The organism is Mesorhizobium sp. ES1-1, assembly GCF_020164785.1.
Taxonomy (GTDB): domain Bacteria; phylum Pseudomonadota; class Alphaproteobacteria; order Rhizobiales; family Rhizobiaceae; genus Mesorhizobium.
Window position 1 is genome coordinate 504233 of record NZ_JAIUGX010000001.1, and the last position, 25922, is coordinate 530154.

Below are 25922 nucleotides of genomic sequence, written 5' to 3' on the forward strand. Positions count from 1 at the left end.
TTGAGGACCTTCTGATCCTGGCGGCCTTCGTCGTCGCGGTGGTAGCTGACCGTCTGTTCTGAACGTGAACCTGACGCTCACCCGCTTCCTGACACTCAACGGCGCCACCATCGGGCGTCTTACCGGGCTCTCGCGGACCCTCTATGTCCTCGAACACCAGTGGAACGCCAACAAGGTCGGGGTGAGCTGTATTCCGGTGGGAGCCTATAAGTGCGTTCCACATGGCTGGGAGCCAGCGTCCAAGGTCACTAAGCCGAAAACGTGGGAGGTCGAAAACGTTCCCGGTCGCAAAGACATCCTCCTCCACATCGGCAATTACCTGGCCAACACCCAAGGTTGCCTGCTGGTGGGACTCGGCTTCTCTGTGACAGACCGGCTCTCCATGGTCACAAGCAGCGCTTTTGCGATCGAACTGATGCGGCAGGAGATTGGTCCTGCCCCTTTCACCATTACCGTCAGGGATGCGTAATTCCGTTTGTCGGCGATTCGGTGACGTGGTGTAATTCCCTCAATGAAAGGGTTTTACGATGAAGTTTTTTAAAGGTGCTGCGTGGCTGCTCGTCCTAATGGCCGCATTCTACGGAGGCTCGAAAGCGGCAGAAGCTGCAGGTTATCCGCAAGTCTCCGACTACCTGAGCAAGCAAGCTGCTGACTTTGGCGAGCAATACCAAGCCGCCAAGGCCACGGTCATATCTCCAACCGAACCCGCCGCCGTTGCTGAGTGACAACGTCCTGCTCGACATCGTCAAGGCGCTATGGAGCGCCGTGTCGGCGTTCTTCCTTGGCATGTCCCGCCAGCAGGTCGCCCAGCTCGAAGCCGACCTGGCTGCTGTGGATCGTGCAAATAAAGCTGCTTCCGGTGTTGAGCTGCTGCCTGATGCTGATGTCGTGCGCGAGCTCAAGAAGCGCGGCCTGTATCGTGTATCAGGCAAATAGGCCGACTGTGTCCGACGGCGATATGGCTGAAACTCTGCGGAGCGTGCTCAAACTTGACGTTGCGATGGATGCCGCTTGCCCTTGACGCAGGGTGTGGCAGTGCCACATCCCGTCAATGGAACAGACACCGTACGAGAATGCCTGGGCCGCTCTCAAGATGGTCCGGATGGCGATTGAGGAAACTTGTCCAGCTGGCGTTCTGCCCAGTGTAGAGGCTGTCATTTCGCTTTATGGGCCAGAGCCGGTTCACGAGGGCGAGGCACTTGCCAGAGCGATCATCGCCACCGTGGAGAAGCTCACTCTCCCTCGCTGAAATCCAGCAACGACGCGTGGCGCAGGTCTTCCTCGCCCCTCAAGTGCTTCACTCGGGCGATGATGCCCGGCTTTACCCATTGCGTTGCCGGCCTTTTCATACCTTTTGGCGCTGAACCTGCATGGTCTTGCACCCGCTTCCAAAGCCTCTCCCGCATTTCGCGGTTGAGGGTGATGAAGGCCGAGCCGACGTATTTGCCGGTAGCGCGGTCGGCCATGAGCGCGAAGGCTGGCTTTCCCGCCTCCCGCTCGACTCCAAGCAGCTCGAACTCGCTGACCGCATAGCTCTTGATCTTCAACCAGTCATTGGTTTGGCCGCTGCGATACCTGCTGCCCACCCGCTTTGACACGATACCCTCAAGTCCGGCCTGGTCGATTAGGTGGAAAACGGACGGGCCATCTCCGGGCATTGCCTCGCTGAACTGGATGCGGGTGCCGGAAGGAATGATCTCGGCTAGGGTCTCGCGTCTCTCCTCGACGGGTAGTGCGCGTATGTCCCGGCCGTTGATGTACAGTAGGTCGAAGGCGATCAGGTACAGATCTTGCGGCCGCTGGGTGATGGCTGAACGCAGAGAGCCAAAGTCCGAGAGGCCCTGTGCATCGGGGACGATGACCTCGCCGTCAACGATGGCGCTGGAGACATCCAGCGCCTCGGATACCTTCACCAGCGGCTTGTATTTGGCGGTCCAGTCAATGCCGCTGCTGGTGAACATGCGCCGGCCTTCCGGCTCGATGTGGAGCTGGGTGCGGTAGCCGTCGAACTTTGCTTCGTGAATCCATTCGCCTGCCTCGGGCGGCTTGGCCACAAGGCTAGGCTTCATTGGCGGGATGAACGCCAATCGACCATCCGCGGTCTTACGCAACACAACACTCCACAGTCCCGGGCGATTCAATGGCAGGGAGGGGTTTCGGTTCCCTTTCCTACACCGGCGGGAAGCGATTCCTTAACGTGAAAAACCGATACTGCTCTTAGAGGCCGGATTGGTGCTGAAATTAAAAGCGAAAAAAAGCTCCAACGAAACAAAAGCATGAACGAATTATTAAACCGTAGTGCCGATCTGTTAACGTCCGATCAAGGTACTGGTGCCAGCCTAAGCGTCATCGAAACTGGCGTTGGGATTGCGTTGGAGCTACACATGTACCAAATCTTACGAGACTGTATTGCGGATGGCGCAAACTTCGCCACCGTCATAACGGCGCTGATAGGGCTTGTCTTCTGGCTACGCCGCCGTAGGCGCTCGCCCAAATGAAAGGCAAAAAAACCCGCCTCAAGGCGGGTTGTGACAGGTCGGGCATGAGGAGCAACGGTCAGAGGGGCATATCGCGATCTGTCATCTGCCTCCGTTGTTAGTGACGGTGGGCTGCACCTTGAGCCAGCGGCGTGTGTCAATGACCTAGACCGTTCGGCAGCTGGGCTATTCCCTGCCTGAACCAATAAACAGGCGTGAAGGGAACTCCAAAACAATGGCGGACAGCTAATGCGGGGTCAAACATTTCCTCTGGTACGCAGTGGAGGAAACTGGATTAAGACGTATGGACTATGTCAGCCTTCTAAGTTGAAATCCGAGCTCTCGACTTTTGACCCGTCCATCATCACTACCACAATCTTCAGGCTTCTGCCCTTATCAACTCGCTCATTAAACGCTTCGGGATCCGCTGGCGAGAAGTAAATCCCTTCTCCAGCAACTATAGAAATTGGCGGATTTTTTTCCTCTACAAACGCAGGCCAGACGACAAGCGGGTTAGAAAAGATGAAATTTGCATGAGAAATGGCGACTTTGCCCGTTTCGACGAAAAATCGACCTCTGTAATGCGCCCTCTTATTATCGAATCCGGCAGCCGATGCGAAAATTGCGTCTGTTGGCACAATAGCCGCTACAGCCGTATTCACACTTTCTTTGGTATCCAAGCTAAATTTTCTTATCGCTATGGTAGCGGATATAACTGCAATCACCGATCCGACGATTGCAGTTCCAGCCGTAATAAGGTCTTTCAAGTTATCCGGCATCATGCGTAAGGCATCCTATTTGCCGTGGTGCAACGGCTTTGCGTCCAAGATGAAGCAAAGTAATGCCACCCCTTTCACGGGGTGGCAAAGCATTTCGCTATTCGGCAGCCTCAAGCTGCTTCTCTTCGACCTTCGGGAAGGCCTGGTTCCAGAGGAAGTCCGCACCCTGCCCGGCATAGCTGGCTGCGGTGAAGATGGCTCGGGTGTCCGACTTCAGCACCTTCAGCCAGTTGTCCAGATAGCTTGCTGACCGGTAGCCGGCGGGCATGCCTAGTCGGGCGCAGAGGAAGGCACTGCCCAACTCCGCGACCAGCTCTTCAAACGCATACTGCTCGTCGCCGAACCGCCTGCCGAGTTTCCGTCCGCACCGCTTTTCGTGGGCGGTAGCGTGCGTTAGTTCATGCATCAGGGTTTGCCAGTAGGCATCATCATCCACAAAGGCCGACGGTCTGGGCATCTGTACCTCGTCACGGGACGGGATATAGCAAGCCGTGTTGCCGCCATGCTGGACCGGAACGCCGCTGCCACGGGCAAGAATGACCTTCGGGGTTAGCTTCTCCGGTTCCTCCGGTTCCGGCTGCTGGGGTACCAGATAGGATTCCGGCACCTTGTCGAGTTGGCTGAGGTTGAACACCGCATAGCTTTTCACGATGGTTTGGCCTCGCTGCTGTCCCTCCTCCTCGCCGTCACGCATGACATGCTTGGTGAAGATGACGTGTTGGGCGCGTTCTCCCTTGCGGACCTGGGCACCTATGCTGTTCACTTGCTGATAGGTGCAGAACTGCAAGTTGGAGTAGCCGTGGATATGTGCGGCCATCCAAAGCAGGAGGATGTTGCCACCGCTGTAAAGGCGGCCGGTGACAAGGTTGGTGGGGATCATGCCGACACCATGAAGCCGGTCGTCCTTCCATGGTTTGACCCATGGCGGAACGCCGTCCTCAAGCTGCTTGATGACGACTGCGGTGATGGTTGAGTAGAGGTCGTTGATTTTCATTTGGAGCCTCGCTGAAGGCCGCAAAAGACTATCTAGCCGGAGGTGTCTCGCGGCTGCGCAAAAGGGTGAAGATGTTTAAGGCTAGATGTGCCAATAATACTGCATGTCCCTTATTGCAGCCATCTTATTCATCTATGGGGTGGCCCGTGGAATGAGAGAGCTATGGAATTTACTCACCGCGCCTGCCCAAATCGCCATCTACCTAATCAGAGTCTTATTCTCTCTGTTTGCTGATGCCGGCCGCGTAATAATAGGCTATTGGGGCTTAAGAAATAAGACCGCACCAACCCACGGCAATGCCGAGCTGGCCTCATGGAAACAGCTCAAAAACACGAACCACGCCAAGCCTGACGGCTGGTTGATGGGGCTTTTAGACGGTCACCGGGTCTATACTGACGCGGAAGCCTGCGTGATTGGGGTCGCTCCCCGGCGCACCGGTAAATCAAACATGGGTAAGGCCCAGCTTCTGGCGCAGGCAAAGCGGGACAGCAAACCCGATGTGGTGTGTTTTGACCCGCACGGGGATCTTCGCCCTGCCGTGCTGCGAACCTTTATCAACCAAGGCTATCGCACGCTGTTCCTGAACTTTGAGCAGCCAATGCAGAGTGATCACCACAATCCGCTCTCTTTCGTGCGCGCCCACCCTTTCCACCAGGGGAAGGATGCCGACCAGATCATGAAACTCATCATGGCGGCCGAGAAAGGCGCCAACGAGCATTTTACAAACTTCCCGCGCGTCGTCATGGCCGGCGTCATCGCCTACATGCTGCGTACCAACCCCACTAATGCCAAGCTGCACAGCGTGGTCGAGATGATGATCGCCGACGATAAAAACCGGGCGGTCATGTTTGACGACATGATTCTCAACGGCGGCCCCTTGGAAAAGGCCGCGGTCGTAGCTTACCGGAATGCCGGCGAACGCGAGCGTGGCAGCTTCGGCACCACCATGACTTGGAAGCTTGGCATCTGGCTGCGGCCAGGCTTTATCCATGTCACCGGAACCGACGGCTTCACCTGGGAAGATGTGTTTCTAGATCCTCGCCCGGTCGTGGTGTTCGTCACCACAGGCGGCAGTGACATTGAAGGCGCCGCCGCGCGCCTCATTCTCGGCAATGCCATCAACACCCGTATTCAGATGTGGCCGCACTTCGTCGCCACCCATACCGGCGACGGCCAGCCGCATTTTCCAAAGGAGCTGCGCATCCTCGTGGACGAAACCCGCCTGCTGGGGAACTGCGCGGCCATCGTCACCGCTGTTACCGAGACCGGCAAAATGGGAGTGTCGCTCATGATGTGGGTGCTGGGGATGCGGGACATCTTCGACATCTATCCGGAAGCCTCCGTCATCACCAACAGCTGCAACGCGGTCATCTTTGGTGGAGGTACGGAAATGTCTACTTACGAGGACTTTAGCAAGGCAATCGGCGAGAAAACCATCGCCAACCCTGCACGTTCCGAAAGCGACAACGGATCTAGCCAGAGCGAAAGCGACCAAGCCCGACGGGTGCGGAAGGCGGATGAATTACGAAGGATGCCAACCGATGAATTGGCGGCGGTGATGGGGGTGACATCCATCCAACCGAAGAAGCCATTCAAGATCGTGGGCGAAGGCAAGCAGCGGCGGCTGGTATTCCTATAACGCTTCGCCTTCGCTGGGGTCTTCCATCCCCATATCGTAGGCCGCAAGCAGCGCCTCCTGGCCAGACTGGACAAGGTAGGTTCGAAACTCGTCGGACGTAATCTCACCTTCGTACATGGCTTCGGCCATTTGCTCGACAGTGGTGCCTGCCTTGGTGATTTCGTGGAGATGAGCTTTTACGGTATTTTGCATCACCTCTTCAGCTCGCGCTAAATCCTGTGCGTCCCCGTAAAGGTCCAGCAACTCGTTCCGGCGTACATAGGCCTCTCGCTCGGCCTCCTGCTCGCGTGTCTCCGCCAGCTTGGCGTTGTAGTCATAACCTTCCTGCTCTTTGGCATGGTAGGTCGCCGCAACGTCGGCTCGCTCGGCGCGGTCTTGCGCCTGTTCTGCCTGCTTGCGACCCGGCGTCTTGAAACCGAGTAGCTTGAACCCCTTCAGCTTGCCTTTGCCAGTGACGTGGGCCTGCAAATCCTGCTTGGCCTGGTAGGCGGTCTGACGAGCTTTCTCGACGTGGATGAAGTGGGCACTCGCCGCGATGCTGGTGTTCTCGCGTGCCTTCGTGGCAAGCGCATAGCGACGCTCCGCCTCGGCAAGGCGCTTCTCGGCGTCATGCTTGCGGTTAAGCTCGGTAACCGTCCGAAACAGCTCGCGGGCGTGAAAGCCGTGGGGCGTGCCCTCGTAGCTCTCAAGCGCAGTCGTCTCGATGCTGGCGGCAGCTGCCATGTCTTCATCCTCAGGAAAATCCACCGTATCAATATCCGGCTCGGCTTCAAGGTCGGGTTCGGAAGATGGCTCGGGCTCTATGTGGTCAACCGCGTTGTCGTTGTCGAAGCCGCGATGCTCCTCGGCTTCTGGCAACCCGCGCTCCAGGTTAGTGCGCCGGTCCATGACGATCTCATAGCCGAACTCCTCGCAAACGGAGTTGCATTGTCGCTCCCAAACTTTGCGCAGCCACTCGGTAGCGTTTGGCTCAAGTCCAGCCTTCATCCGGTTCGACCGGCTGGCGCCCATCATGGCAACGGCTTGGCCGGTCTCTACGTCCCGGTCGAGGAGGATGACGTGCATGTGCGGGTTATGGGCTTTGTCCGCATGGTAGAAAGCCGCCGCCCGGCTCCGACCTTCCCCGGTAATCACCCAGAGGAAACGCGCCGTCGCCAGCTCGCGGTGTTCGTCCGAAAGCTCGGTAGGCAGCGACAGTAAAATCTTGTCCCCCAGCCTCGCGTTCTTCCGGGAGATCCCTTCCTCGTGACGCTGGATATAGTCACGAATGGCGTACCTGTCAGCCGCCATATTGATGTGCAGGATCTTGGCGCACTTGTTGTCGTTAGCGGCATAGTTGGCCGACGCGGCTAGGTATCCGTCGCCTTTATCGGCACGGTTTACCGAGCTGTGCTCCAACCGGAAGTAACCAAACTGTGCCATGCCGCCAATCTACAACAGGCGCAGCTCTTGGGGACAATTTCTCAAATTGTCTAACTGCGCTATCCCTACATGGCACGCTACGCTAACCCCCAAAATTCCGCATTTGGCTTAACGAGGCTTAACGGGGTACGGGTTGGGAAATGTCACACGGGGAAATCTTGCCTGCTATGGCGACCCAGAGTGCCCCATCTTCCTCCGGCAAGCGAAGAATCGGGGGCAGCAACACCATGGGCTCCTCCGGTTCGGGTGGCTCCTCTGCAACAGGTGCAGACGCTCGGACAGGGAAGGTTAAGGCAGGAAGGTCAGTGCGAGTCAGACCGGTGTGACTGGCCGCCCACAAGGCTCCATCGGTCTCTGGCATCGGATGGACCGGCATAGGCGGCGGCAGGGGTGCATACAGCGCATAGTCGGGGGGTGCTGCGGAGTCGTCCAGCTCCGGCATGGATATCTCGGAAACGAGGTTCGCGTTCATGCGTAAGGTGGCGAACCGCGTCACCATCTCGTCCAGCTCACCAGCGTAGGGGTGTTCGAACATCACGGCACTTGATGTGGTGATGTAAATACGATTGTCTGGCGACACTAGGGGCGACGACGGGGGACTCTGCGACGGCTGCAAGCGCGGCTGGGGTTGGACGGGCACAACTTCACGGCTTGGCTGCTGAGGAGGAGCTTCCGGCAGCGGCTCGGCCTTTAGACCCCGAACGGCCCTGTACACGCCTCTCGCCAACCCGGTCACGAGTCCTGCTACAATCAGAACCGACCACTCAGCCAGGTGCAGTGCAAACTTGAACATGTCCGACCTCGCAAGGAAGTATGCCGCCAAGGTGGCGTCCACGGCAAACCGTGACGGCGACGGCTTGAGCATCGGCGACCTCAATATTCTGGTGATGTCACTGCCGTTTGCCGAGGCCCACACTGCACTAAGCGGCAAACTCGTCAAATACCTTCCCTTGCTGGGCGAGGATATTTCGCTCGAACAGCATATCAAGGACGCCTTCTTCGCCATCGTGAACAGTGACCGGGAGGCCTTCAAGCTCACCGAGCCGGTGCTCATCTCTGGCGAGCATCTCGTGGGGCTGGAATACTGGCAGGAATGGAGGACGCTGTTCTCCTTCCTGTCCCAGTTCGGACTCTGCCCCTGCGTGGTGTTCAGAAACACACCCATCGTCAAGCCGGGAGTCGGGCCGTGCTACGTCGCTGATGTCCGCGTCACTTTTCAGGAAGCTTAGGGCGATGAAAAGCCAGTCGAAGCTGCCCAAGATGAATGCAGGGTCAATCGCCCTCGGCGTGGCGCTGCTTCTGCTTCTCGTGAACTGGGCGGGTGGATATTGGTTTAGCTACCCATTCGTTTATTGCTTGACGGCTCCCTTCACCGCGTCGGCTTATATGGCGTGGGGCCGGTTCATCATGATCTTATTCATGGTGCTTATCGTTTATGGCCTTTTCTGGGGAGCCAAGAAGTGGGCGTTTGTAGGGGTCGCGGGCTTCATACTCGTCGTTGAATTGCCGAAGCTTATAACCTATGTATTAGGCGCCGGTGCTTCCTGTGGATGAGATACAGTGGATGCGTGAGGGTGTCGCCAAGGAAAAAGGAATAAGCCTGTTCCGCGAATACGGAGAGGAAGAAGCCGCCCATTTCCTCGGCATCCACCACGACACCTTAAAAGAATGGCGCCGTACCGGTAAACTGGATGCGGTTGTGCGCGGTCCCCGGATTATCCGGTATTACGGCTTTATGCTGGTCGACTTCCTCCTGTGGGGTGAAAAGTGGCGCGATACACAAAGAGGGATTTCCAAGTCGGGGAATACTGGCTCTCCCAGCGAGAGGGAAGTGCCGCCTATTACCGCACCAGCTACGACGCCAAAACCCGACGCACAATCCGCGTTAGCCTTGGCACGGAAGACGGTGAAGCCGCCAAGCAAGCGCTAACCGAGTATTATCTGCTCACCCGTAAACCCGTCGATGAAAAACCTACCGAGGCTTTTCTGTCGGATGTGCTGCGCCGGTATTATACCGAGCATGGCAGCAAGGCCCGTTCGAAAGGGCAAGCCAACGTGGGTGTCAACCACTGGCTCGACTTTTGGGAAACGTCCACGGTCGAGGAGCTGCGCGACATCACCCGGCAGGAAGATTTCCACAAGCACCTGTTCGCGCGCGGGATGACGCCCGCCGCCGTCAACCGGGTTATTGGTGTCGGCAAGGCAGCGTTGAACCGTGCATGGAAGCGTGGCGAGCTGCAACAGCCGCCCTACATCGCCCGCGTGAAGGAAAAGCCCGTGGCGCCGCGTGGCCGCCCCATGACCGTGGAGGAGCTGCAGAAGCTCTACGCGGCGGCAAGCCCGCACCTGAAAACCTTCATGCGCTGGATGCTGGGGACCGCGGCGCGGCCGGAAGCTATCCTGACGCTAAACAGCGACCAAGTCTCCCGCACCGACCGGACGATTCGGCTGAACCCCGAAGGCCGGGCGGAGAACAAGAAGCGTCGTCCTGTCGTGCGGCTGCCTGACGCCCTCGCCAAAGAGCAATTCAACGGTTCACTTATTCAATACAAGGGTGAGGCAGTTGGCTCGCTCAAAACCGCATGGAAAGCCGCGCGGGTGCGCGCTGGGCTGGATGATGCGTGCAAGCCTTACTCGCTCCGCCACACCGCCTCCAAATGGATGCGCAAGCACGGCGTGAGCATGGACGAAGTGGGGCAGCAGCTCGGCCACCGCGAGAAGGGGAACGCCGTCACAGCCATCTACACGGCGGATGACCCGGCCTATCTGGAGCAGGCGTCAAAAGCCCTGAATGCTCTTGTTTCGGCTGTTTGCGCGCCAGTTGCGCGCCAACAACGCAAGCGGTATTCCGGTACCGCCAAGCAAGTCACTGTTTCTGCTTAGGAAAATGGTGCTGCGAGAGAGGATTGAACTCTCGACCTCTCCCTTACCAAGGGAGTGCTCTACCACTGAGCTACCGCAGCCGCTGATGGCGGGGCTTCTGCCATATCGAACCGGCAAGCGCAAGGCCAGAACCGCGCATGCGTGAAAGCCTTGCCGGATCGCTTCCAATGACATGGCCGCGCCACAATGTTGGCTATCCCTCATCGTCGGGGCGGCGGTTGCCTGCCGGGACGGGACGATGAACGACAAGACAGCTTCGCCTGATAAGAACGGGCCAGCGAAAAAGCGCCGCGAGGACCGGCTGGCCGAGCAATTGCGCGCCAATCTGCAGAAACGCAAAGCGCAGTCGCGCTCGCGCCGCAGCGGCGAGGCCGATCAGCGGCCGGATGGACTGACCGCTTCGAAGGAACCGCGGGAAATCTAACCGAGTCGTCCCCTCTTCAGCCATGGCCGGCGAAATCCTATTTCTTGAACCGGGTTGGCCAATGGTCTAGAGGGGCCGATACTCAAACGATTGAACCGGCCTTCCTGGCCGAGAGGGACGCTCTTTCATGGATCGCATCAGAATTGTCGGCGGCAACGAGCTTGCCGGGAGCATTCCGATCTCGGGTGCGAAAAACGCGGCCCTGCCGCTGATGATCGCCTCGCTTTTGACCGATGACACGCTGACGCTGGAAAACGTGCCGCATCTGGCCGATGTCGAGCAGCTGATCCGCATTCTTGGCAATCACGGCGTCGACTACTCGGTCAATGGCCGCCGCGAGAAGCAGAACGAGGGCTATTCGCGCACCATCAACTTTTCCGCCCGCAACATCGTGGATACGACGGCGCCCTACGAACTGGTGTCGAAAATGCGCGCCTCCTTCTGGGTGATCGGCCCGTTGCTGGCCCGCATGGGCGAGGCGAAGGTGTCGCTGCCCGGCGGCTGCGCCATCGGCACGCGTCCGGTCGACCTGTTCCTCGAGGGCCTGCAGGCGCTGGGCGCCGACATCGACGTCGATACCGGCTACGTCATCGCCAAGACGCGGCACGGCCGCCTGGTCGGCAACCGCTATGTTTTCCCCAAAGTGTCGGTCGGCGCTACCCATGTGCTGATGATGGCCGCGGCGCTCGCCAAGGGCGAGACGCTGCTGGAAAACGCGGCCTGCGAGCCCGAAATCGTCAACCTTGCCGAATGCCTCAATGCCATGGGCGCCAGGATCTCCGGCGCCGGTACGCCGACGATCACCATCGACGGCGTCGAATCACTGTCGGGCGCGCGCGTGCGCGTCATTCCCGACCGTATCGAGACCGGCACCTATGCCATGGCCGTGGCCATGACCGGCGGTGACGTCGTGCTGGAAGGCGCACGGCCGGAGTTGCTTCAGTCCGCGCTCGACGTGATCGCCCAGACGGGCGCCGAGATCACGCCGACCAATTCCGGCATCCGCGTCAGGCGCAATGGCGCCGGCATTTCGCCCGTAGACGTGACGACGGCCCCGTTCCCGGCCTTTCCGACCGATTTGCAGGCTCAGTTCATGGGTCTGATGACCATGGCCAAGGGCAGGTCGCGCATCACCGAGACGATCTTCGAGAACCGCTTCATGCATGTGCAGGAGCTGGCCCGGCTTGGCGCCCACATCACACTTTCGGGCCAGACGGCGATCGTGGACGGCGTGCCGAAGCTGAAAGGCGCCCCAGTGATGGCGACCGATCTTCGCGCTTCGGTTTCGCTGGTTATCGCCGGGCTGGCCGCGGAAGGCGAGACGACGGTCAACCGCGTCTACCACCTCGACCGCGGCTTCGAGCGACTGGAAGAGAAGCTGTCCAACTGCGGCGCGGTGATCGAGCGGATTTCGGCTTAAGCCGGTCCGCCGGGAAGGCTTCGGACAATCGATCCGGGCGCGGCGGCGGATACCCGACACGGCCTGGCTCGCGGTTGCACCCGCGGGAAAGACCGCCTAACAGAGGTCAACCGCAAACTTTCAGGTGCGAAATCCGCATGACAGCCCTCAAGCTTATCGCGCTCGACGACCAGGATCTGAGCATCGTCTCGGCCCATGTCCAGGACGCCGTGATGAAGGTCTCGGACCTCGAATATCTGCCCTCCGCCAAGCGTTTCGTGCTGATCATGAACCGTTTCGTCTGGGAGGCGAAATCCGGCCTGTTCAGCCAGCACAACGAGCGTCGTCAGGCCGTCCTGCATTTCGACCGGGTGCTCGGCGCCAAGACCAACGGTGTTCCCCGCGACAAGCCGGCCGAGGTCCTGTCCTTGCTGGCGATCAGTTTCGTCGAGATCAGCAAGCCGGCCGGCATCGTGGAGCTGGTGTTTTCGGGCGGCGGCACCATCATGCTCGACGTCGAGTGCATCGAGGCCCGCCTCGCCGATGTCGGCGGCGCCTGGGAGGCCACGTCGCGTCCGGTCCATAAGGTCTGAGCAGGCGATGGCCATCACGCTTCGCCAGTCCGATGTCGATTTCGAGCAACGCTTCGCCGCCTTTCTGACGACCAAGCGGGAAGTGTCCGAGGATGTCGACGCTGCCGTGCGTCAGATCATTGCGCGCGTGCGCGCCGAAGGCGACGCGGCGCTGATCGACTACACGCGCAAATTCGATCGCTTCGACCTCGGTGGCGTGGGACTTGCCGTTTCGAAGGACGACATTGCGCGCGCCTATACGCAAGCCGACCCAGGCACCATCGAGGCGCTGGAATTCGCGCGCGACCGCATCCGTGCCCACCACGAGCGGCAGCGGCCAAAGGACGATCGCTACACCGATGCCGCGGGCGTGGAACTCGGCTGGCGCTGGACCGCCATCGAGGCGGTCGGGCTATACGTGCCGGGGGGCACGGCGAGCTATCCAAGCTCGGTGCTGATGAACGCCGTGCCGGCAAGGGTGGCCGGCGTCGATCGTGTCGTCATGGTCGTGCCGGCGCCCGGCGGCCTCATCAATCCATTGGTGTTGGTAGCGGCGGACATCGCGGGCGTGTCCGAGATCTACCGTATCGGCGGCGCGCAGGCGATCGCCGCCCTTGCCCATGGGACCGAAACCATCCGGCCTGTGGCCAAGATCGTCGGCCCCGGAAACGCCTATGTCGCGGCGGCCAAGCGCCAGGTTTTCGGCACGGTCGGCATCGACATGATCGCCGGCCCCTCGGAAGTGCTGGTTGTCGCCGACGGCCGCAATGACCCCGACTGGATCGCCGCGGACCTTCTTGCCCAGGCCGAACACGATGCATCGGCGCAGTCGATCCTCATCACCGACGACCCGGCCTTTGGCAGGGCCGTCGAAGAGGCGATCGAGCGGCAGTTGCCGACCCTGCCGCGCGCCGAAACGGCGGCGGCGAGTTGGCGCGATTTCGGCGCGGTTATCAAGGTTGCCACCATCGAGGCCGCGCTGCCGCTGGTCGACCGCATCGCGGCCGAACATGTCGAGCTCGCCATCGACGACGCCGAAGGCTTCCTGTCGCGGATGCGCAATGCCGGCGCCGTCTTCCTGGGCCGCCACACGCCGGAAACCATCGGCGACTATGTCGGCGGCTCCAACCATGTTCTGCCGACGGCGCGCTCGGCGCGATTCTCCTCGGGGCTGTCGGTGCTGGACTTCGTCAAGCGTACCTCGATCCTCAAGCTGGGCCCCGACCAGCTGCGGGCGCTGGCCCCGGCGGCGATCGCCTTGGCCAAGGCGGAGGGCCTCGATGCGCATGGCCGCTCGGTCGCCATACGGCTGAACATGTAGGCCGGCATGGCGGGCTCCGATCATACCCGTTCGCGGCTGATCGATGTCGAACTCGATGAATCGATCGGCCGTTCGACACCCGATGTCGAGCATGAGCGCGCGGTGGCGATCTTCGACCTAATCGAGGAAAACAGCTTCCAACCTGTCAATGACAGCGGCACTGGGCCTTACAGGCTGAAGCTTTCGCTGGCGGAGCAGCGCCTTGTGTTCGCCGTGGCGCGCGAGGACGGCACGCCCGTCGTCACCCATATCCTGTCGCTGACGCCGCTGCGGCGCATCGTCAAGGACTACTACATGATCTGCGAAAGCTACTATGACGCGATCCGCTCTTCGACGCCAAGCCACATCGAGTCGATCGACATGGGCCGGCGCGGCCTCCACAATGACGGGTCACAGACCTTGATGGACCGGCTCTCCGGCAAAATCGACATCGATTTCGACACGGCGCGCAGGCTGTTCACGCTTGTCTGCGTGCTGCACTGGCGGGGTTAGTCCTGGCACCCGGCGCCCCGCCCCGATCGATCCTGTTCCTGTGCGGTATGAACGCCGTGCGATCGCCGATGGCGGAGCAGTTGGCGCGCCGCGCGTTGCCCGCCACCACTTTCGTCGCCTCGGCCGGTGTGCGCGCGGGCGAGCGGGATCCCTTCGTCGACGCGGTGCTGGCCGAGGACGGGCTTTCGCTGGGGGAGCGCCATCCAAGGACGCTTGACGAGCTTGAGGACGACTATTTCGACCTGATCGTCACGCTGGCGCCGGAAGCCCATCACGCGGCACTTGAACTTACCCGCTCGCTGGCCGTCGAGGTGGAATACTGGCCAACGCCGGATCCCACCGATGCCGGCGGCACGCGCGAACAGATCATGGCGGCCTACCGCGACGTGCGCGAGCGGCTTAAATCCCGCATAGACCGTCGATTTCCGCTTCCGGAGGCAAAAAAAGCGCAGGATTAAGCGTGTTCACAAGCGGATGATTATCATATAGGTTCCGCCGAAATTCCGGCTAGAGTCGGATGATTGCAGGTCTGTTCGACCTGAAATCCGAATCCGGCTCTAAACCAGGAATTAGGGCATAGTGTCGTCGCGAAGTCGCTTCGCACTTTTCGGCATCATGCTCTAAACGCCGGAACTGCCCATCCAAGCAAAGGTATCGAATGCCGAAGGAAGAAGTCCTCGAGTTTCCGGGTGTCGTGACGGAATTGTTGCCCAACGCGATGTTCAGGGTGAAGCTCGAAAACGAACACGAAATCATCGCCCATACGGCCGGCCGCATGCGCAAGAACCGCATTCGCGTGCTGACCGGCGACAAGGTTCTGGTCGAGATGACGCCGTACGACCTGACCAAGGGCCGCATCACCTACCGTTTCAAGTAATATCAAGGTCCGGCCGGTACAGCGATGGGCATTCTGCAGAAGCTGGTGCTTGCCTCGGGTTCGCCGCGCCGCATCGAACTGTTGCAGCAGGCAGGCATCGAGCCCGACCGCGTTTTGCCAGCCGATATCGATGAAACGCCGCTGCGCAACGAACATCCGCGCTCGCTGGCCAAGCGACTGTCGAAGGAAAAGGCCGAAAAGGCGTTCGCGTCGTTGAAAGCGGAGCCCGACCATGCGCCCGCTTTCGTTCTGGCCGCGGATACTGTGGTGGCGGTCGGGCGGCGCATCCTGCCCAAGGCCGAAACCATCGACGACGCCGCCAATTGCCTGGGTCTGCTGTCGGGCCGCTCGCACCGCGTCTATTCCGGCGTCTGCCTGATCACTCCAAGCGGCAAACTGCGCCAAAGGCTGGTCGAAACGCGGGTGCGTTTCAAGCGGCTGCCGCGCGAGGAGATCGACGCCTATATCGGATCGGGCGAATGGCGCGGCAAGGCCGGCGGCTATGCCGTGCAGGGTCTGGCCGGCGCCTTCGTCGTCAAGCTGGCCGGCTCTTACACAAACATTGTCGGCCTGCCGCTCTATGAGACAGTGGCGCTGCTGAGCGGCGAAAGTTTCAAGGTGCATGGCGGCTGGCAGGCAGGAACACGGCCGTGAGTCCGGATGACAAGGTCACGCCGCTGCGGCCAAAACGGCCCTGTCCCGAATGCGGCAGGCCTTCGGCGCGCGATTCCTTTCCCTTCTGTTCGGCGCGCTGCAAGGACATCGACCTCAACCGCTGGCTGAAGGGTGCCTACGTCATCTCGGCGCGCGACGACGAGGAAGACACAGACGCCGGCGATCCGAAATGAAGCCCCAGTGATGCCACGGCATCCCCGGCGGGCAAGTGCCAATCGGCCTGTCCATTTCCAACCGGAAATCAACAGCTAGGCGCTGGACAGGCCGGATTCCCGTGCTATAACCCACGCGCTTTCAAGGGGCGCCCAACGTGTCTCCTTAAAATCCGGTGCACGAGATTTCGTTTGCCGGCGAGGCCCAGATAGCTCAGTTGGTAGAGCAGCGGACTGAAAATCCGCGTGTCGGTGGTTCGAATCCGCCTCTGGGCACCATTTTTTGTCCTCAATCCAACTCCGCTGGATGATTTGATGCCCGCTCGGCACTTCTGCGGGCGTGCCCAATTGCCGAGAACCTGCTGGACGACGGTCGACGACCAATTGGCGGCGCAAACGGGCAGTGCAAACGCCGGAAAGCCCGCTGGTCGCGGGCTTTCCGAACCGCCGGGAGACAGGAGAATGTCGTCAGTCACGAACCCGGCAGATCTGGACTTCCTACCTACCGCCTTGAGATAAGCAGGCAGAGCTGGAGCAAGTCGCGGTCATAAGAACCTTCGCTGCTCAACACGTCGGCGCAACGCTTTTTGTAGCGGGCAATCTGGCTGTCGGACATATCGGCCACCTTTGCCGGTAGGCCAGGGGTGCTGGGGTTCGATGGATTTGACGGATTGCTCGGGTTGGACGGATTGCTCGGATTTGTCCCGACGCCCACGCCGACGCCTACTCCAACCCCGCTGGTGCCGCCGACGTTAACGCCCAAGCCTGCGGTAACACCGCTCGTCCCCCCGACATTGGCCCCAGCTCCCGCGCTAACGCCGTTCGTTCCGCCGACGTTGGCGCCCACACCGGCATTCACGCCGCTTGCGCCTCCTATCGACGCGCCAGCGCCGGCATTGACGCCGCTACGCCCGCCGATCGACGCACCGGCACCAACTCCGATACCGCCGGAGCCGCCGATCGACGCTCCAACACCAGCGCCGATACCGCCTCGACCGCCAACCGAAGCGCCGCCGCCAACGCTTATTCCTCCTGCAAGGGCCGGCAGCGAAATGGAAACAATGAATGCACTGCTAGCCAAGACTTTCACGAAAGAATTCATGACATCCTCCTGTTGCGTTGCCTCACCAGCCAAGATCGGCTGTGTGACAAGTAACGGTCATGACGCTTTCAGAGTTCTTTAGCCGAAGACCAAAGCGCGAACAGGCTTTTTTGACGGTTTACAAGATATCTAAAATTCTAACATCTTACGCACACCATGAGCTCTACGTAGCGGCTGGTTTGCTGACCCTTTCACCCCGGCTCTGTTGCTCAACGCGTAATGAGCGCACCTTTTACCGGTAGCGCCTCCGGAGGGTAACCTGCCGATTCCTTCAGACCGAAGCCCAAAGCCGTCCCACCAATCCCCGCGCCAATGCGCGCTTTTGCAGCCGCCGGCAGATTCCTGTCCCGAATGCTCTCCGAGCATGTCAATGGCATTGACGGACCTTCCCCGCCGCTGCAAGTTGTTAACAGCTGTTAACCATAATCGGGGGAAATGTGGAAACGTTCCTAAACGCGAATCTCTTGAATTGGGACGATCGCGCAGAGCTGCATGCCACCGACAAAACGGGCAGCTACAGAATCGACAGCGTCCTGGCTGGCGGATCGAACCTGTATGAGCTGGAATCGAGCGAAGTCGGCGATATTGTTGGCAAAGACATTGTCCACCTTCAATGCCACATCGGCCTCGACACAATTAGCCTCAGAAACCTTGGCGCGGGGAGCGTGACCGGGTTGGACTTCTCACCTCGGGCGATCGTGGCGGCGCGGGATTTCGCAGCCAAGGCAGGAAGCGATGTTCGCTTCGTGGAATCGCCGGTTTTCGAGGCAGTGGAAGCGCTCGACCGGACCTATGATATTGTCTACGTCACGTGGGGCTCAGTGAATTGGCTTGACGACGTTTTCCGTTGGGCGCGCGTGGTCGCAGACCTTTTACGGCCGGGAGGGAGGCTGTATCTGGCCGAAGGTCACCCTTTGATGTTCCAGTGCAATCGCAAGGGCAAGGCTCTCGAGTTGAAGCACGATTGGAGAACGCCGGCCGGTCGGCCCCTGGCCTGGAAAGAGGATCTCACGTACACCGGCGATGAGCGAGTCTTGGAGCATCCTCGCTACTACGAGTGGATCCACCCTATCAGCGACGTGGTTAACGCTCTGATCGCGGCAGGGCTTTCGCTCGACTTCTTGAACGAACATGACAAAGTTTCCTGGCAGCACTTTTCATTCGCGGTCAGGGCCGGCAAGGATATGTACGGCCTGCCTGAAGACGCGCCAAAGATCCCAATGGCGTATTCAATTGGGGCGACCAAGCGAGGCGTAGGGACATACAGAATCGTGCCGAAGAAGGTCGACAGTCACTAACCATCGTGGGCTCAACCAGTTTTGGCTTGGCTTTTTACGTTTTCTGATGGCCAAAATTTAAATGATTGCAATTCAATATTCCTGCGAGTCGTCTCAACGCAAGCGTGAGAAACTTACAGGGATCAGGTTCTGTTGGGATCTTTCGCCAGAATTTTTAGCCGCGTCACGGGCTTCATGTTTTCGCCGGCGAGGATACCGACGGCGATAGCCATTGTGGTCATTACGGCCTGTGCCATTTTCGCGGATCATCAAAACAAAATCGTCTCAGACCAGGCGGCCCGTGCCGAGGTCACAAGGAAGCTAAGCGTCGTCCGTTCCAAGCTGGAAGCGAACATAAACGGTAACCTTCAGCTCGCACGAGGGCTCGTCGCGGCCGTCGCGACGGAACCGTACATGAGTCAGCAACGGTTCGAGGAGCTTGCCAGCGGTCTTTTTAGCGAAGAGTCGCAGCTGCGCAATATTGTCGGCGCCCCGGATCTGGTCATTTCCCTGATCTATCCGCTTCCCGGCAATGAGAAGGCGATCGGGCTTGATTACCGCAAGAACGAACAGCAGCGCACCGCTGCTTTCCGCGCTCGCGACCTGCGCAAGCTTGTTCTCGTCGGTCCGGTAGATCTCCAACGAGGGCAGGCTTTCATCGGCAGGTTTCCTGTCTTCGTGAGAGGCCAAGGAACTTCAGAGCGGTTTTGGGGGATCATATCCGCAGTCATCGACGCTCAGCGCCTTTATCGAGCGAGCGGCCTGCTCGATGACAATCTGGGGATTGACGTGGCGCTTGTGGGCAACGACGTCGCCGGTGTGTTGGGATCGCAGTTCTTCGGTGACAAACAAGTCATCAACGGCGACCCTGTGACTGCTGACGTCATTGTTCCGTCCGGCTCCTGGCGGATCGCTGCCATCCCCGCGGGCGGCTGGCCAACGAGTCCGTCCAATGTCTGGCTCATGCGCGCAATCATGACGGCTGCAGCGGCGCTGATCTTGGTTCCTTTCCTTGTCGCGGGGCGCTTGGTCGACGAAAGAAACACAAATTACTGGGAACTGCAGCGACTGTCGCAGCGACTGGAACTTGCCTTGGAGGCTTCATCCATAGGGGTGTGGGAGCACGACCTCCAGACAAACCACTTGGCCTGGGACAATCGTGTTAACCAGATATACGGCAAAAAATCGGACGCGGGACAACGCGGATATGCAGACTGGGCAGGAAGCATCCATCCTGCCGATTTGCCTCACGCTCTTGCCGACTTCGACAGGGCAGTCAGCGAAAAAAGCACCTACTCGTCCGAGTATCGGATCATTCGATCGGATGGGGAGCTTCGCCACATCCGGTCAAGAGCGATCTTTTATCAGACCGCGGATAAGTCGCCCCGGATGGTTGGCGCCGAGTGGGACGTTACGTCCGACGTGTTGCTGAACAACGAGCTGAAACTTGCCAGTCAGCTCGCGGCGTCGAAGAACCTGGAACTGGAGCATGCGCGGGAGCAGCTGGAACACGTTGCCCTGCATGACGCCCTAACGGACTTGCCGAACCGCCGCTACCTGGACCTGGCACTGAAAGACTACACCGCGAAGGCCGCATTGGATGGCAGCTATGCCGCCTTGCTGCATGTCGACCTGGATCACTTCAAGCACATCAACGACACTCTCGGCCATGCAGCGGGCGACGCCATGCTCGTGCATGCGTCATCGGTTCTGAAGTCGAATGTCGACGAGCGTGGTTTCGTTGCCCGCGTCGGTGGCGACGAGTTTATCGTACTTTGCACGGTCAGCGATAATGCGAGCCAGGCGGCTGCGCTCGCTGATCGCATTATCGACCAAATGCGAAAGCCTGTTTACTACGACGGTCATCAATGCCGCTTTGGCGTCAGCGTGGGAATTGCCGTCGACACCGGCAGGGATGCCGAGGCCAAACAGTTGCTTGTCAATGCTGACATCGCGTTATACCGGGCGAAAAACCGCGGTCGCAACCGCCATGAATTCTTCTCCGGCGAATTACAAAGCGAAATCATCAAGACAAAAAGACTGGCTGATGAGATTCTTGGGGGGCTCGAGCGAAACGAATTCGTTCCCTTCTACCAGCCCCAGTTCGATGCCAAAACGCTAAGGATAGTGGGGGTCGAGGCGCTGGCGCGGTGGCAGCATCCGGAACGCGGAATCCTGGCTCCTGATGCCTTCTTGAAGACCGCCGAAGAAGTCAGTGCAGTCGCCACCATCGACCGTAAAATCTTAACGCAGTCGCTTAAGGACTTCGATGGCTGGACCCGCCAGGGCATCTCCATTCCGCACGTTTCGGTCAACGTGTCGGCACGGCGGCTTCAAGACGAGGACCTGATCAAGAGCTTGGGCGATCTGCACATCAAGAAAGGGACATTCTCTTTCGAGTTGGTAGAGTCGATCTTCCTCGACGACAGCGATGATCTGGCGAAATGGAACATCGAACAGATCAAACAGCTTGGCATTGACATCGAGATCGACGATTTCGGCACTGGATATGCCTCTATCCTAAGCCTGCTTAAACTTCTGCCTCGCCGCCTGAAAATAGACCGCCAGTTGGTGGATGCGGTTGTCGACTCGCCGCAGCAAAGACAAATCGTGTCGTCGATTATCGAAATAGGCAAATCTCTGGGGATCGAGATCATTGCCGAAGGGGTCGAGACCATGGAACACGCGCGGGTGCTTACAGGGCTAGGCTGCGACATTCTGCAAGGCTACGCGTTGGGCCGTGCGATGGACTTCGACAGCCTTGTCAGCTTTGCCCGATCTCGCGCTCTGTCGGTAGCGGTTTGATCTCGTTGAATAGACGGCGCCAAATTGCATTCAGTCGGAATCCCCTCGCCTGCCACGTCTACACGGCCGGTGGCAGCTCCCGCGTCGCGTACCCTCTGATCGCGATGTAGCCCGCTTACGGTCTATCGATCAGTCGCCGGGCTGCCGTGGTGGACGGTATCCAGCCGGCGAAGTGCCTAGCTTGTAAGAGTTGAAACCAAATGCGTCCCGCTCGCGTAGCTGACATTTTCGGGCGGGGACGCGGATGCTTTTCAGGAAGTTTCGCTGCGAAAAATGCCAGGGTTTGGGCAAGACCCTTCATTGCGGGAGGTGGCTGGCAACGCAAGGAAGATGCTGTCCCGACGGCACGCGACGCCTGCAGTGCAAGGGCACGGTCATCGTATGCACCGTTTGCCGCGGCAGCGGCCTGCGCAATACGCCCTGAGGCAAGTGGGGCAGGATCACTATGGCGCACGTCGCGGCGGTTCGAGACCTGGCCGCGACGTAACCTTTGACGATTCCACGAAGCCACAATCAGGCGGCCGCTGCCTGCGAATATGCGAATACAGAGTCCCCGCCGTCTCGTCCCTTTGGCCGTCCCATGGCAAAGGCGGGCGCCGGCGGCGGATCATCGTCGTCGGAACCATCGCTTTTGCGCCAGAGCCCGCGCGACCACGGACTGCGCCACCGTTTCGAGGGACGCCACAGGAACGAAGTGCGGTTCGCCCGTGCGTCCGTGACGTTTTCACCACCATCCAGTGCTTTCAAGGCACGAAGAATATCGTCGACCTTGAGGATCGACCCATCGGGAAGCTGGCGCAGCGCAGGCAGATGGGGAACCGCATTGGCATCGGATGCCCATGATGCCAGCAAAGCGCGCTTTTGCTGCTTCGTTAGCCCGGGATCGTTCAAGACATCGTCCGGGTGGCCTGACAGGACGAGTGCGAGACTTCGCGATAACCCGGGATCGTATTCAAACTCGCTGTAGCAATCGGTCATCTCCATTCTCCAGCAATCCAGCCTCCCGGCTTGGTGCCGGGAGGCAACCGCAGTGTCAGGTGTCAGGTGATATCAAGCCGCGGCTTTACGCTGCGGTTTGATATCCTGGCTGATCTGCTCGCCGGTGTCGGCGTTGCCGCTCGCTTGCGTCGGCGCCGAGATGACGATGCGCCTGGGTTTCAACTGCTCGGGGATCTCACGCACCAGATCGATCGACAGCAGACCGTTTTCCAGCGACGCGTTCGCGACCTTCACATAGTCGGCGAGCTTGAACACCTGCTTGAAGTTGCCGATCGCGAGTCCGCGGTGCAGGAGTTGGTGCTCACCCTCCTCGGGCTTCTTTTGCCCGGCGACGCTGAGTTCGGGGCCGTGCTGGGTCAATTCGACCTCGTCGGCACTGAAGCCGGCAACCGCCATTGTGATGCGGTAGTCGTTCTCGCTCTTCTTTTCGATGTTGTAGGGCGGCCAGTCGGTCCGCACACTCGTATCAAGCATGTCGAACAGACGGTCGAACCCGACCGTAGAACGGAACAGGGGCGCATATTCAGAGCTTCTCATAGCCATATCCTCCAAAAAGCAACATGGGTTACAAGCAGCGTCGCAGCGTCTTACGCGACGCGCGTTTGCCGAGCCGAAGCCTCGACAGCGATCGATTTAGAAACGGCAAAAAATCGCTTCAAGAGGGAGACAATAAAAATTTTTGCGTAACGATTTCAAGCAGTCTGGTGATGGTCTCAGTTGCTCCTTCAGGGCGACAGGGCTCTGTTTTACGACACGCCTCGGACCGAACACGCCTTCGGCCGCAGTCGCTTCACACTGTGCTTGTTGAGGCAGAGCCCCTAATACCGGCTAAGCGCCTACCGAGCCGAGGAACACCGAGGCTCCATTCGAGTTACTGGGCCATGCATGCGCATCGACCAGATCTCTCACCTTGTTCGAAATCCGCGCGAGCCGCCACGGCGTGCAGGTCGAGATGATATTGTTGCCGATCTCGTGGCAAGCGCGGTGGGACGGAATGCGATGACATCAGGAGCACCCAGCGAATGACCGAACAGAAACTTATCATCGAGACCTTGGGCGTGGCTCCCGTTTTTGACGTTGCGCTGGAAGCGCGTCGGCGCATCGACTTCCTTGCCACCTATCTGCGGGCCTCGGGTCTCGGCGCCTATGTGCTCGGGATTAGTGGCGGGGTGGATTCGCTCGCGGCGGCCCTTCTTGCTCAACGCGCCGTCGAGGACCTGCGGGCGACCGGATACGAGGCCAAGTTCCTGGCCGTTCGTCTCCCCTATGGAGCCCAGGCGGACGAGAGCGACGCGCAGCGGGCCTTGGACGCCATACGGGCGGACGAGGTCCGCCGTGTCGACATCAAGCCGGCAGCCGATGCGATGCTGCATTCGATCAAACTGGCCGGCACAGATCTCGGTGACGCCGGACGCGAGGACTTCCTGCTCGGTAACATCAAGGCGCGTCAACGCATGATTGCCCAATTCGCGCTCGCCGGGGCAACGCGCGGTCTGGTCATTGGCACCGATCATGCCGCCGAAGCCTTGATGGGATTCTTCACCAAGTTCGGTGACGGCGCCGCGGACATACTCCCTCTATCGGGACTGAACAAACGCAGAGTTCGCGCTCTGGCGGCGCATCTGGGTGCTCCGCTGGATCTCGTTGCCAAGGTGCCGACGGCCGATCTTGAGAACCTGGCGCCGCTTCGTCCCGATGAAGATGCCTACGGCGTTACCTACGATCAGATCGACGACTTTCTTGAGGGCCGGCAAGTCGACGATGGAGCGCGCCGCCGGATACTTCACATGTATTCTAGCACGGCACACAAGCGCGCTCTTCCGGTCGCGCCCGATTCGGCTGCCAGCTGATGGGAGAGCGCGATTCCTCGAATGGCGACGTCCCTGTGACGGTGGATTCTGCCGCGACGGGGTCGGTGCGCGCGCCGGATGACGGCGACTCAGTGGTCGAGGGCCAAGTCTATGACTGCCTCATCATCGGTGGCGGTCCCGCCGGTCTGACGGCCGCCAGCTATCTCGGGCGGTTTCGTCGTCGGGTCATCGTGGTCGACGCCGGGCAAAGCCGCGCGAAGTGGATCCCGGTAAGCCACAACTGTCCTGGTTTTCCTGATGGGATTTCTGGTCTGGACCTGCTTGACCGGCTGCGGAAGCAGGCGCTGAAAAGCGGCGTTGACTTCGTTGAAGATACCGTGTGCGGCTTGCATCGTGACGGCGCCGATTTCATCGCCCAGGCTCGATCTCCCATTCATGCTCGAACGGTCCTTATCGCCACCGGCATTCTCGACACGCTTCCAGATGCTCCTGATGTCCCCGATATGATCGCAACCGGATCGTTGCGCCTTTGCCCGATCTGCGATGCTTACGAAGTCATCGACAAACGGATTGCAGTGATGGGCCCAGCTACCCCGGCGATGAAGAAAGCGCTATTCATGCAGGCTTACACCGGCGACGTCACAGTGCTTGTGCCGGACGCGCCTGTTGAACTGGATGCCGAGGCCCGTGCCCTGATCGCGCGAGCTGGAATCGATGTCGAGAAATGCATGCTCGATTCGGTCCATCCTTCAGGGAATCAGGCGGGCATCCGTCTGGCCGACGGCGCCGTCTCCACATTCGATACAATCTACCCAGCTATGGGCTGCACGATCCTGTCAAAGCTCGCCACCGACTTGGGAGCGCAACGCGATGAAGTTGGCAATCTTGTCGTAGACCCCCATCAGCGCACGATCATTCCGGGCCTGTACGCCGCGGGTGATGTCGTCAATGAGATCAATCAGATTGCCGTCGCGTTCGGGCACGCAGCCATCGCGGCAACCGATATCCACAATTATCTATCCGGCACAGAGCGTAGCTAGCCACCAGGGCGTTCTTTGCCAGCCTTTATCAATGCATGGACCGGCGAGTCGTGAAGGCGTTCGCTTACGACCCCGTCTCGGAATTTGCCGCCCCGGCAGGCTTCGATTCGGGAGAGCCTTTGTGTCTCAGAAAAATCGAAAGGACGACGAGGACCGCGGTCGACAAGAATTCAGACTGCCAGTTCTGGAAGGATTCGAACCACAGCTCGGAATCCATGAGGTAGCTTGCCAACGACTGCACCTCGCCTCCGTGGCGAAGAGCCTCGGCATTCGCAGCCGCCAAGCTCGCCCACCAGTGCAACGCAAAGGAAATGACGAACAACCCGGCCAGGGCGAGGCCCAGCGAGTAGGAATAGAGCCATGACAGAACCGGGTTGCGCCTGCGAGCGGCAGCCGGCAACTCATCGTCGGGCCGGTCGGGGTCGTCGGGATCGCGAGATTCAGCCGAGCCACGCTGGAACCGCATTGCGGTAAGCATGACGTAGGCTGACATCTGCAGGAATTCGCTCTCCCAATTCTCGAAAAGGGCCGAAAGGAAATCGCCGCTTGTCAGATATTCCAGCAGGCTGATCGCGGCCGAGCCGTGGTGCTCAAGTTCTTCATTGTAGGCGGCATGGCCCGACCAGATCATGCCCAGCGCGCTGAACAAGAACAGTGCCACCAGGGCAATTGTCAGACCATTGTTTCGAAAGAAGGTTTTCACAGAGCAGGCCTCATAGGGCGGGCAGCTTCCGCCTGTTGAACGTCAAAGTCTGAATGCTGGCCTTGCCCCTTTGTTCCTT

Annotated in this window: 28 protein-coding genes and 2 tRNA genes; 21 read left to right on the plus strand and 9 right to left on the minus strand. The window is 59.7% G+C overall.

Annotated features, from left to right (window positions below; translation table 11 throughout):
* Positions 1–64: 64 nt before the first annotated feature.
* From LB513_RS02295 to LB513_RS02305, 3 genes are read left to right on the plus strand one after another with little or no spacing between them, the layout of a single operon-like run.
* The gene (locus tag LB513_RS02295) at positions 65–469 is read left to right on the plus strand and encodes a DUF5675 family protein (RefSeq protein WP_224661822.1); all 405 of its coding nucleotides are present in this window, start codon (positions 65–67) and stop codon (positions 467–469) included.
* A 58-nt stretch (positions 470–527) separates the two neighbouring features.
* Positions 528–725 (plus strand): hypothetical protein, encoded by a 198-nt coding sequence (locus LB513_RS02300; RefSeq protein WP_224661823.1) that lies wholly within the window; start codon positions 528–530, stop codon positions 723–725.
* The gene (locus tag LB513_RS02305; protein WP_224661824.1) at positions 715–936 is read left to right on the plus strand and encodes a hypothetical protein; all 222 of its coding nucleotides are present in this window, start codon (positions 715–717) and stop codon (positions 934–936) included. Before LB513_RS02300 ends, LB513_RS02305 begins: the two co-directional genes overlap by 11 nt.
* Before the next feature lie 296 nt (positions 937–1232).
* On the opposite strand, the gene LB513_RS02310 is transcribed toward LB513_RS02305, so the two are convergent.
* The 3 genes from LB513_RS02310 to LB513_RS02320 form a co-directional block, all read right to left on the minus strand.
* Positions 1233–2069: an RNA ligase family protein gene (locus LB513_RS02310; protein ID WP_224661931.1), complete on the minus strand. Its 837-nt coding sequence runs from the start codon at positions 2067–2069 to the stop codon at positions 1233–1235.
* A 722-nt stretch (positions 2070–2791) separates the two neighbouring features.
* Positions 2792–3259 (minus strand): hypothetical protein, encoded by a 468-nt coding sequence (locus LB513_RS02315; RefSeq protein WP_224661825.1) that lies wholly within the window; start codon positions 3257–3259, stop codon positions 2792–2794.
* Between the two features lie 94 nt (positions 3260–3353).
* A complete protein-coding gene (locus LB513_RS02320; protein ID WP_224661826.1) occupies positions 3354–4250 on the minus strand; it encodes an ArdC family protein in 897 nt (298 codons plus the stop codon).
* Positions 4251–4353: 103 nt separating this feature from the next.
* On the opposite strand from LB513_RS02320, the gene LB513_RS02325 reads away from it, so the two are divergent.
* A complete protein-coding gene (locus LB513_RS02325) occupies positions 4354–5889 on the plus strand; it encodes a type IV secretory system conjugative DNA transfer family protein (protein ID WP_224661827.1) in 1536 nt (511 codons plus the stop codon).
* Here LB513_RS02325 and LB513_RS02330 read toward each other — a convergent pair.
* Positions 5884–7311: a MobA/MobL family protein gene (locus tag LB513_RS02330; protein ID WP_224661828.1), complete on the minus strand. Its 1428-nt coding sequence runs from the start codon at positions 7309–7311 to the stop codon at positions 5884–5886. The genes LB513_RS02325 and LB513_RS02330 overlap by 6 nt on opposite strands.
* A gap of 791 nt (positions 7312–8102) precedes the next feature.
* Here LB513_RS02330 and LB513_RS02335 point away from each other — a divergent pair.
* From LB513_RS02335 to LB513_RS25215, 3 genes are all read left to right on the plus strand, one after another.
* Entirely contained in the window at positions 8103–8540 is a 438-nt protein-coding gene (locus tag LB513_RS02335; protein WP_224661829.1) for a hypothetical protein, read from the plus strand.
* 4 nt (positions 8541–8544) lie between these two features.
* Positions 8545–8865, plus strand: a complete 321-nt coding sequence (locus LB513_RS02340; protein ID WP_224661830.1) for a hypothetical protein — start codon at positions 8545–8547, stop codon at positions 8863–8865.
* A 213-nt stretch (positions 8866–9078) separates the two neighbouring features.
* Positions 9079–10194, plus strand: coding sequence for a tyrosine-type recombinase/integrase (locus LB513_RS25215; protein ID WP_224661831.1), 1116 nt, complete (start codon positions 9079–9081; stop codon positions 10192–10194).
* A 5-nt stretch (positions 10195–10199) separates the two neighbouring features.
* On the opposite strand, the gene LB513_RS02350 is transcribed toward LB513_RS25215, so the two are convergent.
* Positions 10200–10274: transfer RNA gene (locus LB513_RS02350), tRNA-Thr, on the minus strand.
* Positions 10275–10432: 158 nt separating this feature from the next.
* Here LB513_RS02350 and LB513_RS02355 point away from each other — a divergent pair.
* The 10 genes from LB513_RS02355 to LB513_RS02400 all read left to right on the plus strand — a co-directional run bounded on the left by LB513_RS02355 (position 10433) and on the right by LB513_RS02400 (position 16385).
* Entirely contained in the window at positions 10433–10618 is a 186-nt protein-coding gene (locus LB513_RS02355; RefSeq protein ID WP_224661832.1) for a hypothetical protein, read from the plus strand.
* Positions 10619–10745: 127 nt separating this feature from the next.
* Entirely contained in the window at positions 10746–12038 is a 1293-nt protein-coding gene (gene murA / locus LB513_RS02360; RefSeq protein ID WP_224661833.1) for a UDP-N-acetylglucosamine 1-carboxyvinyltransferase, read from the plus strand.
* Positions 12039–12175: 137 nt separating this feature from the next.
* Positions 12176–12610 carry a DUF2948 family protein gene (locus tag LB513_RS02365; protein ID WP_224661834.1) on the plus strand — a complete coding sequence of 145 codons (435 nt, stop codon included), beginning with the start codon at positions 12176–12178 and terminating at the stop codon, positions 12608–12610.
* Positions 12611–12617: 7 nt separating this feature from the next.
* A complete protein-coding gene (gene hisD / locus LB513_RS02370; protein WP_224661835.1) occupies positions 12618–13910 on the plus strand; it encodes a histidinol dehydrogenase in 1293 nt (430 codons plus the stop codon).
* A 6-nt stretch (positions 13911–13916) separates the two neighbouring features.
* A complete protein-coding gene (locus tag LB513_RS02375) occupies positions 13917–14402 on the plus strand; it encodes a UPF0262 family protein (protein WP_224661836.1) in 486 nt (161 codons plus the stop codon).
* Positions 14390–14860, plus strand: a complete 471-nt coding sequence (locus tag LB513_RS02380) for a low molecular weight phosphatase family protein (protein WP_224661932.1) — start codon at positions 14390–14392, stop codon at positions 14858–14860. The genes LB513_RS02375 and LB513_RS02380 overlap by 13 nt, the downstream gene beginning before the upstream one ends.
* 200 nt (positions 14861–15060) lie before the next feature.
* Positions 15061–15279, plus strand: a complete 219-nt coding sequence (infA, locus tag LB513_RS02385; protein ID WP_006200926.1) for a translation initiation factor IF-1 — start codon at positions 15061–15063, stop codon at positions 15277–15279.
* 24 nt (positions 15280–15303) lie between these two features.
* The gene (locus LB513_RS02390) at positions 15304–15933 is read left to right on the plus strand and encodes a Maf-like protein (protein WP_224661837.1); all 630 of its coding nucleotides are present in this window, start codon (positions 15304–15306) and stop codon (positions 15931–15933) included.
* Positions 15930–16127, plus strand: coding sequence for a DNA gyrase inhibitor YacG (gene yacG, locus LB513_RS02395; RefSeq protein WP_224661838.1), 198 nt, complete (start codon positions 15930–15932; stop codon positions 16125–16127). Before LB513_RS02390 ends, yacG begins: the two co-directional genes overlap by 4 nt.
* A gap of 182 nt (positions 16128–16309) precedes the next feature.
* Positions 16310–16385: transfer RNA gene (locus tag LB513_RS02400), tRNA-Phe, on the plus strand.
* A 223-nt stretch (positions 16386–16608) separates the two neighbouring features.
* Here the strand turns inward: LB513_RS02400 and LB513_RS02405 are convergent.
* Positions 16609–17208, minus strand: coding sequence for a hypothetical protein (locus tag LB513_RS02405; RefSeq protein WP_224661839.1), 600 nt, complete (start codon positions 17206–17208; stop codon positions 16609–16611).
* Between the two features lie 437 nt (positions 17209–17645).
* Between LB513_RS02405 and LB513_RS02410 the strand changes: the two genes are divergently transcribed.
* Both LB513_RS02410 and LB513_RS02415 read left to right on the plus strand, forming a co-directional pair.
* Positions 17646–18506, plus strand: coding sequence for a class I SAM-dependent methyltransferase (locus tag LB513_RS02410; protein WP_224661840.1), 861 nt, complete (start codon positions 17646–17648; stop codon positions 18504–18506).
* Positions 18507–18680: 174 nt separating this feature from the next.
* Complete coding sequence (locus LB513_RS02415) at positions 18681–21290, plus strand: EAL domain-containing protein (protein ID WP_224661933.1); 2610 nt, start codon at positions 18681–18683, stop codon at positions 21288–21290.
* Positions 21291–21803: 513 nt separating this feature from the next.
* Here the strand turns inward: LB513_RS02415 and LB513_RS02420 are convergent.
* Together LB513_RS02420 and LB513_RS02425 are read right to left on the minus strand one after the other, a co-directional pair.
* On the minus strand, positions 21804–22268 hold the full coding sequence (locus tag LB513_RS02420; protein ID WP_224661841.1) for a hypothetical protein: 465 nt from the start codon (positions 22266–22268) through the stop codon (positions 21804–21806).
* Between the two features lie 72 nt (positions 22269–22340).
* Positions 22341–22826, minus strand: a complete 486-nt coding sequence (locus LB513_RS02425; protein WP_224661842.1) for an Hsp20 family protein — start codon at positions 22824–22826, stop codon at positions 22341–22343.
* 485 nt (positions 22827–23311) lie between these two features.
* Between LB513_RS02425 and nadE the strand changes: the two genes are divergently transcribed.
* Positions 23312–24139, plus strand: coding sequence for an ammonia-dependent NAD(+) synthetase (gene nadE, locus LB513_RS02430; RefSeq protein ID WP_224661843.1), 828 nt, complete (start codon positions 23312–23314; stop codon positions 24137–24139).
* Positions 24139–25140 (plus strand): NAD(P)/FAD-dependent oxidoreductase, encoded by a 1002-nt coding sequence (locus LB513_RS02435; RefSeq protein WP_224661844.1) that lies wholly within the window; start codon positions 24139–24141, stop codon positions 25138–25140. The genes nadE and LB513_RS02435 overlap by 1 nt, the downstream gene beginning before the upstream one ends.
* 64 nt (positions 25141–25204) lie before the next feature.
* Here the strand turns inward: LB513_RS02435 and LB513_RS02440 are convergent, their stop codons facing one another.
* Positions 25205–25843 (minus strand): DUF6766 family protein, encoded by a 639-nt coding sequence (locus LB513_RS02440; protein WP_224661845.1) that lies wholly within the window; start codon positions 25841–25843, stop codon positions 25205–25207.
* Between the last annotated feature and the right edge of the window lie 79 nt (positions 25844–25922).

Excerpts from the sequence above, each read along its gene's own strand:
- LB513_RS02300 (WP_224661823.1), top strand. The coding sequence starts at position 528 with ATGAAGTTTTTTAAAGGTGCTGCGTGGCTGCTCGTCCTAATGGCCGCA.
- LB513_RS02310 (WP_224661931.1), bottom strand. The coding sequence starts at position 2,069 with ATGAAGCCTAGCCTTGTGGCCAAGCCGCCCGAGGCAGGCGAATGGATT.
- LB513_RS02315 (WP_224661825.1), bottom strand. The coding sequence starts at position 3,259 with ATGATGCCGGATAACTTGAAAGACCTTATTACGGCTGGAACTGCAATC.
- LB513_RS02320 (WP_224661826.1), bottom strand. The coding sequence starts at position 4,250 with ATGAAAATCAACGACCTCTACTCAACCATCACCGCAGTCGTCATCAAG.
- LB513_RS02325 (WP_224661827.1), top strand. The coding sequence starts at position 4,354 with ATGTCCCTTATTGCAGCCATCTTATTCATCTATGGGGTGGCCCGTGGA.
- LB513_RS02330 (WP_224661828.1), bottom strand. The coding sequence starts at position 7,311 with ATGGCACAGTTTGGTTACTTCCGGTTGGAGCACAGCTCGGTAAACCGT.
- LB513_RS02335 (WP_224661829.1), top strand. The coding sequence starts at position 8,103 with ATGTCCGACCTCGCAAGGAAGTATGCCGCCAAGGTGGCGTCCACGGCA.
- LB513_RS02340 (WP_224661830.1), top strand. The coding sequence starts at position 8,545 with ATGAAAAGCCAGTCGAAGCTGCCCAAGATGAATGCAGGGTCAATCGCC.
- LB513_RS02355 (WP_224661832.1), top strand. The coding sequence starts at position 10,433 with ATGAACGACAAGACAGCTTCGCCTGATAAGAACGGGCCAGCGAAAAAG.
- murA (WP_224661833.1), top strand. The coding sequence starts at position 10,746 with ATGGATCGCATCAGAATTGTCGGCGGCAACGAGCTTGCCGGGAGCATT.
- LB513_RS02365 (WP_224661834.1), top strand. The coding sequence starts at position 12,176 with ATGACAGCCCTCAAGCTTATCGCGCTCGACGACCAGGATCTGAGCATC.
- hisD (WP_224661835.1), top strand. The coding sequence starts at position 12,618 with ATGGCCATCACGCTTCGCCAGTCCGATGTCGATTTCGAGCAACGCTTC.
- LB513_RS02375 (WP_224661836.1), top strand. The coding sequence starts at position 13,917 with ATGGCGGGCTCCGATCATACCCGTTCGCGGCTGATCGATGTCGAACTC.
- infA (WP_006200926.1), top strand. The coding sequence starts at position 15,061 with ATGCCGAAGGAAGAAGTCCTCGAGTTTCCGGGTGTCGTGACGGAATTG.
- LB513_RS02390 (WP_224661837.1), top strand. The coding sequence starts at position 15,304 with ATGGGCATTCTGCAGAAGCTGGTGCTTGCCTCGGGTTCGCCGCGCCGC.
- LB513_RS02405 (WP_224661839.1), bottom strand. The coding sequence starts at position 17,208 with ATGAATTCTTTCGTGAAAGTCTTGGCTAGCAGTGCATTCATTGTTTCC.
- LB513_RS02415 (WP_224661933.1), top strand. The coding sequence starts at position 18,681 with ATGTTTTCGCCGGCGAGGATACCGACGGCGATAGCCATTGTGGTCATT.
- LB513_RS02420 (WP_224661841.1), bottom strand. The coding sequence starts at position 22,268 with ATGACCGATTGCTACAGCGAGTTTGAATACGATCCCGGGTTATCGCGA.
- LB513_RS02425 (WP_224661842.1), bottom strand. The coding sequence starts at position 22,826 with ATGAGAAGCTCTGAATATGCGCCCCTGTTCCGTTCTACGGTCGGGTTC.
- nadE (WP_224661843.1), top strand. The coding sequence starts at position 23,312 with ATGACCGAACAGAAACTTATCATCGAGACCTTGGGCGTGGCTCCCGTT.
- LB513_RS02435 (WP_224661844.1), top strand. The coding sequence starts at position 24,139 with ATGGGAGAGCGCGATTCCTCGAATGGCGACGTCCCTGTGACGGTGGAT.